This is a genomic window from Candidatus Rhabdochlamydia porcellionis (assembly GCF_015356815.2).
In the GTDB taxonomy this organism is placed as follows: domain Bacteria; phylum Chlamydiota; class Chlamydiia; order Chlamydiales; family Rhabdochlamydiaceae; genus Rhabdochlamydia; species Rhabdochlamydia porcellionis.
Genome location: NZ_CP075585.1, coordinates 1426103 through 1443125 on the forward strand (window position 1 = coordinate 1426103; position 17023 = coordinate 1443125).

Annotated in this window: 18 protein-coding genes, 1 tRNA gene and 1 pseudogene; 8 read left to right on the forward strand and 12 right to left on the reverse strand. The window is 35.4% G+C overall.

Annotation, left to right across the window (positions count from 1 at the left end; translation table 11 throughout):
* The 4 genes and pseudogenes from RHAB15C_RS07485 to eno all read left to right on the forward strand — a co-directional run.
* Positions 1 to 180: pseudogene (locus tag RHAB15C_RS07485) on the forward strand (transposase); the annotation flags it as partial.
* 183 nt (positions 181 to 363) lie between these two features.
* Positions 364 to 1110 carry a TrmH family RNA methyltransferase gene (locus tag RHAB15C_RS06760; RefSeq protein ID WP_220716042.1) on the forward strand — a complete coding sequence of 249 codons (747 nt, stop codon included), beginning with the start codon at positions 364 to 366 and terminating at the stop codon, positions 1108 to 1110.
* Positions 1107 to 2231 carry a ribosome small subunit-dependent GTPase A gene (gene rsgA, locus RHAB15C_RS06765; RefSeq protein ID WP_194844645.1) on the forward strand — a complete coding sequence of 375 codons (1125 nt, stop codon included), beginning with the start codon at positions 1107 to 1109 and terminating at the stop codon, positions 2229 to 2231. The genes RHAB15C_RS06760 and rsgA overlap by 4 nt, the downstream gene beginning before the upstream one ends.
* Before the next feature lie 17 nt (positions 2232 to 2248).
* Positions 2249 to 3532, forward strand: coding sequence for a phosphopyruvate hydratase (gene eno / locus RHAB15C_RS06770; RefSeq protein ID WP_194844644.1), 1284 nt, complete (start codon positions 2249 to 2251; stop codon positions 3530 to 3532).
* Here eno and RHAB15C_RS06775 read toward each other — a convergent pair.
* From RHAB15C_RS06775 to RHAB15C_RS06785, 3 genes are read right to left on the reverse strand one after another with little or no spacing between them, the layout of a single operon-like run.
* Complete coding sequence (locus tag RHAB15C_RS06775; RefSeq protein WP_194844643.1) at positions 3504 to 4448, reverse strand: hypothetical protein; 945 nt, start codon at positions 4446 to 4448, stop codon at positions 3504 to 3506. The two genes, eno and RHAB15C_RS06775, sit on opposite strands and share 29 nt — an antisense overlap.
* Entirely contained in the window at positions 4441 to 6276 is a 1836-nt protein-coding gene (locus tag RHAB15C_RS06780; protein ID WP_194844642.1) for a sulfatase-like hydrolase/transferase, read from the reverse strand. The genes RHAB15C_RS06775 and RHAB15C_RS06780 overlap by 8 nt, the downstream gene beginning before the upstream one ends.
* Before the next feature lie 9 nt (positions 6277 to 6285).
* Positions 6286 to 7059 (reverse strand): DUF8085 domain-containing protein, encoded by a 774-nt coding sequence (locus tag RHAB15C_RS06785; RefSeq protein WP_194844641.1) that lies wholly within the window; start codon positions 7057 to 7059, stop codon positions 6286 to 6288.
* Between the two features lie 160 nt (positions 7060 to 7219).
* Here RHAB15C_RS06785 and RHAB15C_RS06790 point away from each other — a divergent pair, with 160 nt between their 5' ends.
* The gene (locus RHAB15C_RS06790; protein WP_194844640.1) at positions 7220 to 7612 is read left to right on the forward strand and encodes a hypothetical protein; all 393 of its coding nucleotides are present in this window, start codon (positions 7220 to 7222) and stop codon (positions 7610 to 7612) included.
* Here the strand turns inward: RHAB15C_RS06790 and RHAB15C_RS06795 are convergent.
* The 3 genes from RHAB15C_RS06795 to RHAB15C_RS06805 form a co-directional block, all read right to left on the reverse strand.
* A complete protein-coding gene (locus RHAB15C_RS06795) occupies positions 7609 to 8193 on the reverse strand; it encodes a peroxiredoxin (protein WP_194844639.1) in 585 nt (194 codons plus the stop codon). The genes RHAB15C_RS06790 and RHAB15C_RS06795 overlap by 4 nt on opposite strands.
* Positions 8190 to 8840 (reverse strand): MBL fold metallo-hydrolase, encoded by a 651-nt coding sequence (locus RHAB15C_RS06800; protein ID WP_194844638.1) that lies wholly within the window; start codon positions 8838 to 8840, stop codon positions 8190 to 8192. Before RHAB15C_RS06800 ends, RHAB15C_RS06795 begins: the two co-directional genes overlap by 4 nt.
* 24 nt (positions 8841 to 8864) lie before the next feature.
* Positions 8865 to 8938 (reverse strand) — tRNA-Arg (locus RHAB15C_RS06805).
* 151 nt (positions 8939 to 9089) lie between these two features.
* On the opposite strand from RHAB15C_RS06805, the gene RHAB15C_RS06810 reads away from it, so the two are divergent.
* Entirely contained in the window at positions 9090 to 9374 is a 285-nt protein-coding gene (locus RHAB15C_RS06810) for a hypothetical protein (protein ID WP_194844637.1), read from the forward strand.
* A 61-nt stretch (positions 9375 to 9435) separates the two neighbouring features.
* Here the strand turns inward: RHAB15C_RS06810 and RHAB15C_RS06815 are convergent, their stop codons facing one another.
* A complete protein-coding gene (locus RHAB15C_RS06815) occupies positions 9436 to 9888 on the reverse strand; it encodes a hypothetical protein (RefSeq protein WP_194844636.1) in 453 nt (150 codons plus the stop codon).
* Between the two features lie 262 nt (positions 9889 to 10150).
* Between RHAB15C_RS06815 and RHAB15C_RS06820 the strand changes: the two genes are divergently transcribed.
* Positions 10151 to 11518, forward strand: a complete 1368-nt coding sequence (locus RHAB15C_RS06820; protein ID WP_194844635.1) for a glycine--tRNA ligase — start codon at positions 10151 to 10153, stop codon at positions 11516 to 11518.
* Between the two features lie 41 nt (positions 11519 to 11559).
* Here RHAB15C_RS06820 and RHAB15C_RS06825 read toward each other — a convergent pair whose 3' ends face one another.
* The 5 genes from RHAB15C_RS06825 to RHAB15C_RS06845 form a co-directional block, all read right to left on the reverse strand.
* Positions 11560 to 12087: a hypothetical protein gene (locus RHAB15C_RS06825; protein ID WP_194844634.1), complete on the reverse strand. Its 528-nt coding sequence runs from the start codon at positions 12085 to 12087 to the stop codon at positions 11560 to 11562.
* 1 nt (position 12088) lies between these two features.
* Positions 12089 to 12406 carry a hypothetical protein gene (locus tag RHAB15C_RS06830; RefSeq protein WP_194844633.1) on the reverse strand — a complete coding sequence of 106 codons (318 nt, stop codon included), beginning with the start codon at positions 12404 to 12406 and terminating at the stop codon, positions 12089 to 12091.
* 267 nt (positions 12407 to 12673) lie between these two features.
* Positions 12674 to 14347 (reverse strand): chaperonin GroEL, encoded by a 1674-nt coding sequence (groL, locus tag RHAB15C_RS06835; protein ID WP_194844632.1) that lies wholly within the window; start codon positions 14345 to 14347, stop codon positions 12674 to 12676.
* Positions 14348 to 14375: 28 nt separating this feature from the next.
* Positions 14376 to 14675, reverse strand: coding sequence for a co-chaperone GroES (locus RHAB15C_RS06840; RefSeq protein ID WP_194844631.1), 300 nt, complete (start codon positions 14673 to 14675; stop codon positions 14376 to 14378).
* A gap of 109 nt (positions 14676 to 14784) precedes the next feature.
* Positions 14785 to 16008, reverse strand: coding sequence for an exo-beta-N-acetylmuramidase NamZ family protein (locus tag RHAB15C_RS06845; protein WP_194844630.1), 1224 nt, complete (start codon positions 16006 to 16008; stop codon positions 14785 to 14787).
* 220 nt (positions 16009 to 16228) lie between these two features.
* Between RHAB15C_RS06845 and RHAB15C_RS06850 the strand changes: the two genes are divergently transcribed.
* Positions 16229 to 16969 (forward strand): hypothetical protein, encoded by a 741-nt coding sequence (locus RHAB15C_RS06850; protein ID WP_194844629.1) that lies wholly within the window; start codon positions 16229 to 16231, stop codon positions 16967 to 16969.
* The last annotated feature ends 54 nt before the right edge of the window (positions 16970 to 17023 follow it).

Below are 17023 nucleotides of genomic sequence, written 5' to 3' on the forward strand. Positions count from 1 at the left end.
CTCATTGAAACTGTAAATGATCAACTAAAAAATAGTTCCCAGATTGAACATACAAGACATAGATCAATCAGTAATTGTTTGGTTCATACGCCTTGTGCAATTGCGACTTATATGAGACAACCTAAAAAGCCTTGTATTAAGATGTCTGATAAGGAAAGCTTAGAGCTAGTTGTTTGCTAGAAAACCCAAAAATTAAGGTTTAAAGTAAAAAATAGAGCTTTTATATGACGTGAATTTTTTTTAAAGACATTACATTCATAAATAGAACCTCTTTATTTAAAATAATTTAAGAACTAAGTGCAATTATTATTGCTGCGCAATCTATTTTCTGACAAAATGAGTTTGTTCAAAATAAATACTCTCATGAGCTACCTTTCCAGTTTGCAACACCCTCTTGTAAAGCATTTAGTTAAATTAAGACGAAATCGCGCATATCGTTATGAACAAAAAACCGTCTTAATTAGTGGGATAAAATTGATTTGCGAATTATCTCAAAAATTTTCTTTTAAAAATATTCTGATCGAAAAAACATACCGACCTCTTTTTTCCTATAAAGCACAACAAACCAATACCACTTCTTTAGCTATCCTAGAAAAAATTACAGGGCTTGAAGCTCCTGAGCCCATTGCAGCTGAGGTCTGCATGCCTATCTTTCAAGATCTAAAGTCTAGTAAGCGCCTATTAATCTTGGATAGAGTAGTGGACCCTGGAAATCTAGGAACTCTTTTACGTACTGCTCTAGCATTTGATTGGGATGTATTCTTAGTAGAAGGTTGCGTAGATCTATATAATGATAAAGCGCTGCGTGCTGCTAAAGGGGCCACTTTTTTTTTAAATTTAACCCAAGGAAGCCTTGTCCATCTACAGAGTCTACTACAAAAAGGATCTTTTTCTATCTATGCAGCCGATGCTAAAGGAGACAAACTTCAAAAAAACCTACCAAAAAAATCTATTGCTTTAGCTTTGGGAAATGAATCCCATGGAGTAAATCCCTTTATCATGCAACATGCTAAAAAAATAGCCATTCCTATTAAAAAATCTGTTGAATCTCTAAATGTGGCAATCGCTGGAGCTATTTTCATGTATCTACTACAGGAACCCCAAGAATGAGTAAGCAAGATCACTTTCTCAATTGGGAAGAGCAATATTGGGACTCAGACAGAAAGGCTTCGCGTAAACAAAGAAAAACCGCAGAAAAAAAAGATCGGTCTAAATTTAAAAAAAGCAACCAGGATCAACTGCTTAAAAAAAGCAAAAAGCCGGTTAATGCAACAGATATACAAGGTCGAGTTCTCACTATTGCAGCAGATAGAATTACGGTTTTTACAGATGAGCACTCCTATCTTTGTTCTTTAAAAGGCTCTCTTAAACAAGAGCACGCCCTCATGAAAAACCTCATAGCGGTTGGAGATCTTGTACTCATACAAATCATCAATGAGACTCATGCTGTGATTACTCAAGTATTGCCTCGCAGATCTATTTTATCTAGAGCGGATAACCTTTCGCGTAATAAACAACAGTTGATCGCTACCAATGTAGATCAAGTTTTCATTACAGCCTCTGTTTGTAGCCCTAAATTAAAACCTCTACTTATTGATCGTTATATTATAGCCGCACAAAAGGGAAATATTTGTCCTATCATCCTTATTAATAAAGTGGATTTACTAGACACCCCCCTTAATAGGCTTTCTTTGGAAGCAGTTGAAGAAGAGAAGAGATTATATGAAGAATTTATTCATACCTATAAATCCCTTAATTTCATTGTAATTCCTCTGAGCGTTATCACTCAAGAGGGCATCGATATGCTAAAAACACAGATGCAAAATAAAACATCGGTGTTTTCTGGGCAATCTGGTGTAGGCAAATCTTCTTTGATTAATTTAGTCACAGGTCTTTGTTTTGCAACAAGAAAAGTGGTAAAACGCACGGGTAAAGGTTCACATACAACAACGCAAGCTCGCATGATCCCTTTAGAAGGAAGGAGCTATTGTATTGATACTCCCGGTATTCAGAGTTTTGGAATCTGGGATATAGATAAAAAAACACTATCTTCTTACTTTTCTGAAATCTTTACCGCTTCAGAGGGGTGTCAATTTCCCAATTGCACCCACAGAAGAGAACCTAATTGTGCAGTAAAAAAAGCAGTAGAGATAGGAAAAATTTCAACCTTGCGCTTTGACTCTTATTGCGCTTTAATGTCTTCTCTATCTAAAAAACATCAAAAACGTTAACCATTTAGGCATTTTATATGAGCAACATCGAATCTATTGATGCTTTAGAAGTACTTGACTCCCGTGGTAGCCCCACAATTGAAGTTTCTGTTTTTGCTACAGATGGTAGCCAAGGCAAAGCCATTGTCCCCTCTGGGGCATCCACTGGCGAACATGAAGCTGTTGAACTAAGAGACAAAGACCCTAAACGCTATCAAGGTAAAGGTGTTTTACAAGCTGTAGAAAATGTGATAGATCCTCTTGCCAAACTCTTAAAAGGAGAATCCATTTTTGCACAAAATAAAATTGACCAGCTAATGATTCAAGCAGATGGAAAAGAAAATAAATCACGCTATGGAGCTAACGCCATTCTAGGGATTTCTCTTGCAGTGGCTAAAGCCGCTGCTTGTTCTAAAAAAATGCCTCTTTATAAGTACTTACATTCTCAGACTCATTATACTATGCCCTGTCCTATGATGAATATTATCAACGGAGGAGCTCATGCAGATAATCTGCTCGATTTTCAAGAGTTTATGATTCGTCCTATCGGAGCACCCACTTTTCGTGAGGCGTTGCGTTGGGGCGTAGAAATCTATCACACACTAAAATCACTTTTAAAAAGCGAAGGGTACTCTACTTCTGTTGGAGATGAAGGAGGATTTGCTCCTAGATTAGAATCCAATGAAATAACCCTTGATTATATCTCAAGAGCTATTAGGCAAGCAGGCTATGAACCAGGTAATCAAATAACTATTGCAATGGATTGCGCAGCTTCTGAATTTTACGATAGCTGCAGTAAATTCTATATTGAAAGAAAAAAACAAGCAGCTGGTATGCCTTTTAGTGCACGCTCGGCAGAAGAGCTTATTGCCTATCTTAGCAAATTATGCGAAAAGTATCCTATCGATAGTATTGAAGATCCTCTCGATCAAAATGACTGGAAAGGTTGGCATAAGTTAACAGCCGCATTAGGGAAAAAAATCCAAATAGTCGGAGACGATATCTTTGTAACCAACCCAAAATTTCTACAAAAAGGAATTGATCAAGGAGTCGCTAATGCTATTTTAATTAAACTCAATCAAATTGGGACTTTATCAGAAACCCTTGGAACTATAGATCTAGCCAAAAAAAATCGATATAAAACGGTTATCTCTCATCGTTCAGGAGAAACAGAAGATACAACAATTGCTGACTTAAGCGTTGCTTTTTCAACAGGACAGATTAAAACAGGAGCACCTTGCCGCACAGATAGAGTTGCCAAATACAATCGTCTATTGGAAATTGAGCACGAGCTTAAAGCTCATGTGCATTTTGGCAAATAAGTAGCGGCTGTCCTGCAAATAATAGAGTATGCGCAACTAAAGGTTTTAGCTGCTTTTCTATGGATAATACATATCTATTTCCAATAAGAGAACCTACCTTAGAGATAAAGTCTCCTTGCGCAACATAAGTAATAAACCGCTGTTTAACTTCCTTTTCAAGCAAATTCCAGCTTTTATTTGCTTGTTTAAATATCCCTGGAGGATGAAAAGCAATAGAAGGCTCTTTACTTAATAGATCGTAATATTTGATGAAAGTATGTCCAGCTAACGCTCCTCCTAAGCTACAACCTATTACACGCGCTGTATTTGTCTTCTGACGAACTTGATCCAGCCATTCTTGAATCTGTAATTGGGCTTTCCTAAAAACTCTAAACCCAGGGCCAGAAAAATCCAAATCGCTAAAAAGAGAAGCTAAACCCCTTCTAGTAGTTGGGCTTAAATCTGTTCCTCGAAAAATTAAAAGTGAAGAAATATGAAGGTTTTTTGGGATCCAACCAAATGCTGGCATTTGCTGCCAAAGGTTAAAAATCCGATCTAAAACAAATGTTTCTAAAGTGATTTGATTTTGTAAATTGCGAATAGGAATTCTTATCTCATAGTTCAAAGCAACATCACGATAGGCTAATGCCTTGCAAAGAATCTCTGTTACACAAAAATCTAGCCAGTTATTGTCTACTTCCATAGTGTTTTCTAATGCTTCTTGTACAACTTTTAAATCCTCTTTACTACTAGATACAAAAGAGAGCAGGGGCGCATGCGAGAAATATCCATGCTCTCTTGCGAACTTTTGTAAACTTAAAGGACTTGCGTATGTTCTCATTTCTTCTTGTGTTTCATAGAAGCGTCTCTGGTAGGGGAAACATACCTCAAGTAAGGAATCCAATTTGGACAAACTCCAAGTTCGTACATTACTCATGAGAAGGAAATATCTTTTGCAAAGCTGGTTTAAAGCGTTCTTCTAGAATTTGTTTTTTGTTGGTTAATAGACCATCATGCAATGATTTTACATCTATAAGCTGTAATCTTCTACAACTAAAAACATCCTTTTCTGCACGAAGAATCACTTTATATTCTTTATCGTGAATACAAAATTCTGTCGGGGAAAAACAAGCATTAAACCGGGTGATTACCACATAAGGCCAATGGCTTTCTTCTAAAACAGATTGTCCTGCATAATTTCCTATAAATGGTCTTTTCAATAAATAATGAAATAGAGTGGGGAAAATATCCATATGCGAACTAAGCTGATCTAAAGTACGCCCGCTCCATTGAGAATGGTTGCCCAATCGATAATACAAAGGAACATGAACCTGTGGATAACTTAGATGAGAAGCGTGAAAAAGATGTCCTTGTTCATAAAATTCCTCTCCATGATCTCCCGTAATTACTACCAAAGCATCTTTATCCAATTTAAGAGCTGTGAAAAATTTTCCAAATAAGGTATCCACAAAATGCAGTGCATTTCGATAACGATTTTTAATTTTTTCTAAATACTCTTTGTTATTAGAAAGAGCTTTTAGATAGTTAAGCGTTTGATCCACCGGTTCAAAAACAGATTTTTTTTCAAGAGGCCAGCTATAGCCCAAATGCGTGGAATCTAGAAAAGTAATAAATACCCGTCCTCCCTTACTCTGTTGCATATCCTCTATTAAACAATTGATAACAGCTTGGTCTTTTAAATAAGTAGGCACTGCTACAGAATCTTGTGTAACTATTTTATCAATAAGCGCTCGATTACGACCAAATAAACTCTCTTCCATTCCATAATAACCAAGACGTGAGGAGGCATATACATGAATACGATATCCACTTGCCTTCAATGTTTGTAAAAAAGGACTTCCCATGGATTTCTGCTTTAATAATACAGAATTCCAATGAAATGGCAGCTGCGAATAAAAAAGGGAAAACCAAGAAAGATGAGTTGCATTTGCATTCGCAAAAGCTAATTTAAAAGAAAGCGACTGCTCTTTAAAAGAGCTTAAATGAGGAGCCATTTCATGATTAATAAAATCTTCTCTTAAAGATTCCACTATGAATAAATAAATATCGGGTTTTGCATCTAAATGCAATTTCTCAATCTCTAATAAATTATGTTCTTGCAGAGCTAAAATAGGTTGATCTATTTCTAAATATTCCTTTTCTTTCACAAAAAAAGTTGTTTTCCAAGGCAGAATTTTTTGATATGCCTGCATATTATCAAGCATTTTCCTGTCTAGGGTTATTAAATCCCATCCACATAGTAAAAAAAAACCACCTCCTGCTAATACAATTAGAGAATTGAAAGAAAGATAAAGAGGAATTTTGTCGCTCCAGTATTGTGTTTTTTTAAAACACAATACACTCGAAATTAAGATAATAATCGCGCCAAAAAAGAAGAGAATCCAATTACTTAAAGAGATATTGCTCGCATAAAGCAGCTCTAAAATATTGTCTCCACCTTCTTGGAGCATAAAATTTAAAGCAAACCAAAATGAAATATCCATCAATCGAACAAGAGGAAAATCAAGAATATGGGCTAAAATTAAAAATAAACTCAACCCAACCATATTAATAGCAAAAGGAATATACAAACTGAGAGCTTTAGCTAATATCATTAATAAAATAGTTTCAAGAGCACACTGTCCTATTGCATCAACACACCATATAGCTGCACTAGGTTTTAGCAATAAATGAACAATATGTAATGTACTTATCAATAAAAAATAGAAGCCAAAAAACCAATAGTTAATCGATTTTTCTTTCATGGATTATCTTTAATTTAATAAATCAGTAACAAACTCTTCCCAAGATTTTTTTCTAATAAAATCCTCAATGCGTTCAGGATGCTGTGGATGTACTTGCTCCACAAATTCTGGTATAAATCGTGTAAGGTTATCTACAGCATATTCTTCATCCATACGACGAGAAAATCCTTTAATAAATTCATTCCACTTAAATCTGCTGGTCTTAATTTGACGCATACAATTTTTTAGTTTTTCATCAGAAAAAATATATCCAATAAAACGCAAAGGATGAATATAATTCACTTGATCCCCCTTTTTTTCTAGATAGCGCCTCTCCAGTAGTAATTTTACCAATCCTTTTTCTGCCATCGTTTTAATAATGATCCTGATATTTTTTTTATCCTCTTCTAATAAAGGAAGTTGGTAAAAAGAATCTTGCATAGACGCAGAAACAAAAAAAGTTTCTATTTTTCTTTGATAAGCGGTTAATTCTTTTTGCATATCTTTCCAACTAATCTTTTCAAATAGCTGACAAAAAACTAAAGGGATATTCTCATATTCTCCAGTTAATCTTTCAAAGACTTGGTTTTTAATGTTTTGATAGTTTTCATAATCAAATCTTTCAGCAAGAAAAAGATTCTGAGAAATTTCTTGAATAAGCACTGCTTTTGCTTGAAAAAAATCATTTTGATCAATTAATCGATGGACAGTATCAAAAAAAATTCCCTCTATTTTCTCTTTAGATTGCACAGAAATAAATCCTATATGACTGATAATCAGAGATAAAAGGAAATTTCTCAGCATCTAGCCCTCCACAAACCAAAATATTAGTTTTAATTATCCAAAGAATTTCCTACAACAATTTTACTCAAAAAAAGAAAGTAAAAAAACAATCAGACTTATATTGAATTTTTTTTTGAAAAAATATAAAGAAACAAATAAGTCCCTTTCAAAGGAGGAAGAGATGCGCCATACGGTTTTTTTATTCGGAGAAGCAGAAAAAGGAGAATTTTGCAATCCCAAATTCTGCGAATCTGTTTACCAACTAGCAGAAAAATTTGGTAATCCTCCTAAAGGAAGTGAAGGATTACCGTGTGGTATTCAAATGCTACTCTACAACAGGTTATTAATTTATTTTAGGGTAAAAGAGGAAGGCTTTAGCTTACCTGATTATAAACAAGGGTTAAAAATGCTTAAGAATCCAAAAGCATTCCCTAAGCTATCAGCTATTTGCATGCCTGGAGTGGGAGATGCAGATATCATCAAACGCACCATTGCTATTTGTTTTTTATATCAAAGCATCTTTGTCACCTCTCAAAAAGATCTCTATGACTTCTTGACCAGCTACACTTCTTAGCTAAAATAATTAACTAATCCTATGGTATCCGGTTGCATGGTTTTCTTACCCACACTCCAATTAGCAGGACAAACCTCTCCATACGCTTCAAAGCAGATTAATGCATCTAAAATACGTAAAGCCTCCTTTACAGAGCGTCCAAGTGGAAAATCATTTATTAAAAGATGACGTATAATTCCTTGACGATCGATTAAGAACAAACCTCGATAGGCAATTCCTTCTTCTTCATGTAGCACGCCATAATCACTAGCTATTTTCTTATTCAGATCAGAAATAATTGGATATTCTATTCCTTCAATACCACCTTTGGCTTTAGGAGTAGAAAGCCATGCTAAATGAGAAAACCCACTATCCACCGAGCAACCAATTATTTGAGAATTCTTTTGTTTAAATTGTGGAAGGGCCTCTTGAAAAGCGTGTAACTCCGTTGGACAAACAAAAGTAAAATCTAAGGGGTAGAAGAAAAGGACAACATATGTCCCTAAAAAATCATCTAAAGAAAATTCATCTATTATTTTCTCTCCTTGCACAGCTTTTGTTCTAAAAGAAGGGGCTTTTTTTCCAACTAGTAAACGACTCATAATGTCCTCTTATGTAAAAGTTTTTCCATTGCATGAATATTTGAAAGCTCTTGCTTAATTGTCGTTTTATTCCCATGCCCTGGATAAACACTAGTCTCTTGAGGAAGAGTTTCTAATTTTTTTAAAGATTCTATCATTGTAAGAGGAGGGCATGCTGTTGGCAAATCCATTCGACCAATAGCTCCTTGAAATAAAGTATCTCCCGAAAAGAGGATTTTCTGTTTCTCTAGGTAAAAACATACGCCTCCCGGAGTATGGCCTGGAGTATGGATGACTTTAATGCGCAGATCTCCTACATCAATCATCTCACCATCTTTTAGATAATGATCTACTTTTACCCCTTGAATAGGAATAAAAAGAGGGATCCCATCAGAACCAGGATTTATAACGTTAGTTTCATCATCCTGATGTATATAAACCGGTATATCCAAACGATTTTTTAAATAAGTAACATCTGCAATATGATCCCAATGAGAATGAGTAAGAAGAATTTTTTCCAGTATTAATTGGCACTCTTCTGCATAAGAACTAAGCTCTCTAGCACTACCCTGGCCTACGTCAATTACAACGGATGATTTAGAAGATGAGCAGATAAGCAAATAGCTATTCGTATCTATTGGTCCGGTTGAGAATCTTTTTACGATCATAGATAACTCTCTATAGAAAAAAAATGCACCAGAGAGGATTCGAACCTCCGACCTCTCGGTTCGTAGCCGAGTGCTCTATCCAACTGAGCTACCAGTGCGTAGGGGTCATATCATCCTGATTTACTTGATTTTCAGCAAGAGCGTTTTGTTTTAAATGATTTTCTAAATAAAGTTTAATTATACTTTTTTTTGCATTCTTGCCATGCTCTCTTTTAAAAATCCCAAGAGATCTCTTATGAAGTTCATCAAATGCTCGTTAATCTTTGCCTTTTTCCTCCTACAAACTTCAACGTTAACTGTAAAAAAATATTAAATCCACCCAAGCACCATCTAGATGAGTTCCAAAACGTTTCTGATCAATCAATTCATTTACCTGGTACTTGTATAGAAAAAAATGACTCTGTAAATTACAGCCTATTAGAAGATTTTTGTTTCTTGTCTGATTATTACCAAATGGACTCAGAAATAGAGTCTTTTATACTAACCTCTATACAAGCAATGGAAGATGATTTCTTGCCATTTGTTTTTGAATAGATCTCTCTTAAATTCAGAGAAGTCGCTTTCTTTGATTAAGCAAAAAGAACTATAAAGGTTTTTAAGAAAATCTTGGTTTTAAGCAAAGGGGAAAATACAGGGCTATTCTGTCAAACACTACATCAATAACAGTCACTATAGACAAAAATTTAATAACAGAAAACAATCTTGATGGTAATGGTTTCCCGTTTACTAAAAAAATCATCTTGTCGGTAAGAATTTTGCTCAAAATAAACTTTGTAAGGAATCTTATGGACTTTTCATCATCAGTATTAGACATAAAAGGATTTTTTACAAAGCTGCTTTCAATAAACTCGATAAAGGTATCAGAAATTCTATTAGCTATCAAAAAAATCGCTCCATCTTTGGGAGAAATAGTCCTAGTAATACGACCTGCCAAGCATCCAGCTACTCCTGATTTAAAGATATTAGTCGCATTTTTAGAAATTGTTTGCATATAAAAAGAATCATTCTGCCAAGCTAATTCTAAACTTTTTATTATATTTATTGCCATTACTCTTATTTCTTATTAAAAATAAATCTTTCTTTAAAGCAAGGATTTTTTAAAAATCAATGAAATAATTATAAATAGCATGGTTTATAAAAAGCTACAATTAACATCTTTAAATTTAGTAAAAATCTTATCCCTATTTTATAACAGGTTGAGCTAACTTATATAAGAGATTAAACCTCGAAAATACCCTTGCTTTCAGCTATTCTTTTCCCAAAAATACTAGAGTAACTATAATCATAGCTCAACTGATCTGGGAGAAAAAATGGATAGCAAAATATCGATGGATGACATTGTGGCCCTTTGTAAAAGAAGAGGATTTATCTTTCAAAGTTCGGAAATTTATGGAGGCCTTCAAGGGATATATGACTATGGCCCTTTAGGAGTTGAGCTTAAAAATCATTTAAAATCAGCCTGGTGGAAATCTGTTGTTTATGAAAGAGATGATATTGAGGGCTTAGATTGCTCAATTATTACCCATCGCTTAACACTCAAATACTCCGGTCACGAGGATACCTTTACTGATCCTATGGTGGATTGTCGTCAGTGTAAACATCGCATGAGAGCAGATCATATTGTTGATCATAAATGTGATCATTGCGGATCTAAAGACTTAACACAGCCACGCAATTTTAATTTGATGTTCCGCACGAATTTAGGGCCTATTGATGATGGAACAAGCTTTGCTTACCTTCGTCCAGAAACAGCACAAAGCATTTTTATCAATTTCAAACACATAGTAGATTCAACCTCAAGAAAAATCCCTTTTGGCATTGCACAAATTGGAAAAGCATTCCGTAATGAGGTTACCCCTAAAAATTTCATTTTTAGAGTACGCGAATTTGAGCAAATGGAGATTGAGTTTTTTGTAAAGCCAGGCGAAGATGAAATCTGGCATAAAGTCTGGGTAGAAAATCGATTGAATTGGTGGAAAGAGCAAGGCCTTCAGGCAGAAAATCTTCAATTACAACCACAAAAAAAAGAAGAATTAGCCCATTATTCAAAAGCCACTACTGATATTTTATATAGATTTCCATATGGTTTTGAAGAATTAGAAGGAATTGCCAATCGAACAGACTTTGATTTAGGATCTCATACTAAAGCTAAAGAAGAGTTTAAGTTATTTGCTAATGTAGCAGCTAACAGCGATTCCAATATAAAACTCGGCATTCAAGATCCTCAGACCAAAGAATACATCATTCCTTTTGTAATTGAACCTTCTGCTGGTTTAGACCGTGGAGTATTAGCTATTCTAACACAGGCTTTCACAGAAGAATTATTACCAGAAGGACAAAAGCGTATTGTTCTAAAACTAAAACCCCACTTAGCTCCGATTAAAGTAGCTATTGTTCCCTTAGCTCGTAACAATGAAAAAATTGTAACAAAAGCTAAAGAAATTAAGCATTTCTTACAAAAATTAGGTGTTGGGCGTATTAAATATGAAGATACGGGAAATGTAGGTAAAGCCTATCGCCGTAACGATGAGATTGGAACACCACTTTGTATTACAGTTGATTTTGACACTTTTGAAAATGCAGAAGAAACGGTTACAATTAGAGATCGCGATTCGATGCAACAACAAAGAGTTGCAGTTAAAGAACTCGTTTGCTTCATTAAAAACTACTTCTCTTAAAATCGCTCTTATTATTTCAAGAGCGATCTTTAAGGACTAAATTACAAAATGCTGCAACCACTCGTTGAACTACCAACGGGATGCAAAGCGACAGACTTAAAACCCTCATCTGAACTAGATCCTACAGCTACTGATTTAACCCCATCGTATGTAACAGGACCAGATTTACCGGAAGAAGATGAACCACGAGCTTTTTCAGCATATGCATTATATACAGATCGACTCTTCCAACCCATGACTGTTTTAGCAGCAGCAGACTGCTCCGCATCCATTTCAGAAATTGAACCACTAGCAAGAGACTTACCCGCATCTATTGTAGAAGATGAGCTACTAGGATCTATATACATGACATTAGGCTCATGCTTGTCTTTAGGAGGAATAGGCCCATATTGTATAGGAAGAACCGTGCCTGGAGTGCCTTTGTTTTTTGGTTCTAAATTCTTTTTTGTTTCCGGTCTACTCCCTTTACTTCCTTTACTTCCTTTACTTCCTTTACTTCCTTTAGTTTCTAAGTTTAGAATATCCATTGTTGGGCTTGGTGCAAATATTGCTTTGGTTATAGCGGACATTTTATTCTCCTTCTTGTAGGTTTTCTTGCAATTTCATATATACAAAAGAAGATTCTTGCTTCATGCGATTTAAAAGGTCTACCTTATAATCTCTATGAAAAGAAGATCTTTTTTTCCATAGATCTTGCAGTTGTCTTACACTTTGATAAAGACCTTGCCAAGAGTCGATGATTTCTTCCATAATAGGAGCTTCTTCATCAAGCAGAACTTCTTTTTCCGCTGATTGGATATAAATTTCTCGCATTTCTTCAAGATTCTTTATAAATTGCTCGCTTGCTTGTAAAAAAAAATCGATTTCCTGCAGCTCTTTAGCGTCCATATACTACCTGTTTTTTAAGCAAATTTAGCTATCTACTTAAATTCACTGTTAAAAGGTAAATTTTTTAAACATTTTAAGTAAATAAAAAAATAATTATTTAGATAATTTTTTTACTAATCTTTATAAAGAAAAAAATGGGATCGACAAGATAAAAAAAACAGCTTTGTTCTCTTTAGATTTGAGGACTCTTTTCAAAAAAATGCATAGATAAAAACCTCATAAAGAGAAGGTCTTTATGAGGTAAGAAAGATTAAAAGGCTTATATACTTAAAAATCCGTACCTCCCATACCACCCATCATGCCACTCATACCCCCACCCATCATGCCATTCATATTAGGCATAGAAGGGGCTGCTTTTGATTTGGGTTTGGGTTTTTCTGTAATTACAGCATTAATTGTTAATAACATGCCGGAAATAGAAGCGGCGTGTATAAGAGCACTTTTTGTCACACGCACTGGATCGATGACTCCATCTAAAACCAAATCGCTAAATTGATCCGTAAGGCCATTATAACCCCAGTTACCATGTTGCTCAAATACTCTTTCAGCAATTAAATCCCCTTGTTTGCCGCAATTATGAGCAATCGCAGCCGCAGGGGCAAATGCAGCTCGGCGGATGATTTCTACACCAACTGCTTCATCTCCACTACATGTAAGGGAATCTAGAGTCTTAACAGCTCGTAAAAGCGCAACTCCTCCTCCTGCTACAACCCCCTCCTTAACAGCAGCACGAGTTGCATGTAGAGCATCTTCAACACGCTCTTTTTTTTCTTTAAGCGCGGTTTCAGTACTAGCTCCTACATTAATAATAGCTACACCACCAGATAATTTAGCTAATCTTTCTTCCAAATGCTGTCTTACATAATCTGAGGTCTCTCTTTCAATTTCTGCTCGTAAAAAATCTATTCTATTTTGCATCGTTTTTTTATCACTAAAACCATCAATAATCGTAGTAGAATCTTTGGAGATTTTAATACTCTTTGCTGTTCCAAGAGCTTCTAGGTCTGCATTCTTTACAAAAAGCCCTAGATTTTCTGTAATTAAAGTAGCCCCCGTAAGAATCGCTATATCTTCTAAAAGATCTTTCCTCCTATCACCAAAAGAAGGAGCTCCAATAGCACATACGGGTAGTGGGGATTCTCCTAGTTTATTGATAACTAAAGTAGTGAGCGCTTCCTCTTCTATATCATCTGCGATAATTAACAAAGGTCGTTGAGTTTCTTTTACTTTTTCAAGAATAGAAATTAATTCTCTAGCTTGTGATAACTTTTTATCCGTTATCAAAATTAAAGGGTTTTCATATTCAACAATCATCTTTTCTGCATTATTCACAAAATAAGGAGAAAGATACCCTTTATCAATCTGCATTCCTTCTACAACATTTAAGATAGTGTCAATTCCTTTGGCTTCTGCAATGGTAATTATACCATCTTGACCCACTTTTTGCATGGCTGCAGCTACAATTTCTCCGATTTCGACGTCATTATTAGCAGAAATTGCCGCGATTTGCTTGATCTCTTCATTGCTTACAACAGGGGTCGCTAACTTGTCTAAAGCAACTAACAGATGGGCAACTGCTTTATCCATGCCTTTTTTCAGTAACATGGGATTTGCTCCAGCTCCCACATTTTTCATACCTTCTTTATAAATGGCATATGCAAGAACAATTGCAGTTGTTGTGCCGTCGCCTGCAGCATCCGATGCTTTACTAGAAGCTTGCTTAACTAGTTGCGCTCCTACATTTTCAAAGGTATCTTTGAGGAAAATTTCTTGAGCAACAGTTACTCCATCTTTGGTACAAAGAAGTGATTTTCCTCCTTTATTAATAACAACATTACGACCTTTAGGTCCCATTGTTGCAACCACTGCTCTAGATAGTTTCTTTATCCCTTCTAAAATAGATTTTAGGGCTTCTTGATTAAATTGCAGCATTTTAGCCATATAGCATATCTCCTTTAAGGCTTAAAATTTAAACAAGAACTCCGAGAATATCCTCTTGAGATATAATCAGATGCTCAGCTTGCTCATCTTCTGTTTTTACTTCGGTACCAGCATAGGAAGAAAAAAGAATATAATCTCCCACCTTTACGTGCATGGGTTTTAATTTGCCTTGTTCATCATATTTTCCAGGGCCTACTGCAACAACTTCTGCTTCTCGAGATTTTTCTTGCGCAGATTCTGGTAATAAAATTCCACTTTTAGATTTTTTAGCAGAAGCTCTTTTTATAAGAACTTTATCTCCAAGTGGCCGCATATGATTAGCTGACATAAAATAACTCCTAATTTTACTGATTTTGCATAGCAAATCCTACAAATAACAATCTATTTTTGTCAATGCAAAGAGCATTTTTTTAGCAAATTAAAGCTGTAAGTGCTAACTAATACAGCAAATAAGCACTACGTTTTGTTAAAAACTTTTGACGATCTTCGAATTGATAACCAATTAGCTTCCAAGCGACATATTCTTCGTTATTTAATATCTTAAGCATGTACTCGTTTCCATTAGCTTTACAAAAACTTTTCTTTCTTTCTGTTCCTAACTGTTTGAGCCTATTTGTAAATTGTTCTCGATAAAGGCTTTTTAAAAGACCTATGATCATATATTGTACACTAAGTGGTTTATAAACCTTATGATCGAGAATAAATAATAAAACCCCTTGGCAATTCTCTGATTGATAAAGCCCTGTAAGAGGGCGATAATAACAGGGATGAAAAATAATCCCGGGTAATTTCTGCGCATTTAGCTTTTTAGAAAGCTGCTTTGCATTGATCCAAGGAGCTCCTACAACTTTAAAAGGAAGAGTGCTTCCTATGCCGATATTTGCGATTCCTAACTCTCCTAAAATTCCAGTGGAAGCATAAAATAAAGGGGTCTCTGCCTCAGGAATATTAGGACTTGTAGGAATCCAACATAGCTTCGTATCTTTAAAAGCCATTGATCTCTGCCACCCTTTCATACGGATTACTTCCAAATCACATCCAATGTGATACTCTTGATTAAAATAGCAAGCCAATTCTCCGATCGTCATTCCATGACAATAAGGAACATTGATATATCCGATGTAAGAACGCCATTTATCCTCTAACATGGGCCCATCTACAATTAAGCCGCCCATAGGGTTAGGACGATCTAGAACCATCACTGAGATTTTATGTTTGGCTGCCTCTTCTAAGATATAACAAAGAGTCGTAAGATAAGTATAAGATCGGCATCCGATATCCTGTATATCAAAAATCAGTAAATCAATCCCTTGCAACATGTTCGAAGTAACTCGCCTAGTAGCCCCATATAAGCTATATACGGGCAAACCATGAATATTTTTCTGCTCCACTTTAACGCCTGCTTGCTCTAAACCATATAAACCATGCTCTGGTGCAAATAAAGCAATGAGTTGAGTATCATGGTTTAAAAATAACTCGATAGTAGAAGAAAGGTTGCTATCAACTCCTGTTTGATTGGTAATAAGTCCTAGTTTTTTACCTCGTAATTTAACAATATTGCTCGTTTCAAATAAGCAATCCACTCCTAGTTTTAACTCCAATCCTGTTACAGAAAGACAAAAACCCCAAATTGCTAAGAAAAAAAACGTGAAATTAAACATATTAGTTTCTTTTTATCACAGACACTAAAATATCATCCATTATTTATTTTTAAAATACTGTATATGTGAGCTTTAAAAAGAGATCCCTACTAAAGAGATCTTATATAGATAATTTAGATAAATCTCTAAAACAATAAAAAATGTTTTAAAAAAAATATTTTTTTATTAATGTCCAGAAATAGAGAAACACCATTACCCATGTGGATTAAAGGGGGAAAAAATGAAGAAGTATTTATTAGCCATTGGATTGGCTTTGCTACAAACAACATTTAGTATGGCTAGAGATCACTCTCCTGCTCAGAACGATAGGTTTGAAAAAGAAGGGTATATATCGCAAGATAGTTCTAAGGAGTTTGCTGACACAAGTGATCTCGTTGGAGCGCGTAATGCGAAACAACTGCAAGCAGACATGATGCAGAGAGACGATGTCTATAATAAAGATGATAGATACGATAATAATAGTAGACGTTGGGGAAGAAAAAAAGCAGATGATGAATTAAACAACGGGATGAACGGAGATGGCTGTTGCGCTCCTGCTTCTAAGCCTGTATGCTGCCCAAAGCCTAAGTGCTGTCCTAAACCTAAGTGCTGCCCAAAGCCTAAGTGCTGTCCTAAACCTAAGTGCTGCCCAAAGCCTAAGTGCTGTCCTAAACCTAAGTGCTGTAAGCCTAAATGTCCTAAACCCTGCTGCAAGCCTTGTGAGCCTACAAGGCAACCAGCTTGCACTACAGATGGATGCTGCACACCCACAAGAGAACCAGCTTGTACTACAGATGGATGCTGTGAACCCAAAAGATTGATGCAATGTGAAAAACCAAAATGCTGTAAGCCAAAAACATGCTGCAAAAGAAAACCAAAGTGCTGTGAAGACAACACAATGATGATGGATAATGGTAGTTACAGAGATAGCAGAAACAATATGATGAACTCTCGCGATAGAAATGCACCAAGAGACATGTAAGCCAAGATGTCAGTTATCCTTTCTAAAACATGTTTTAATTTGCCTTTAAACCCA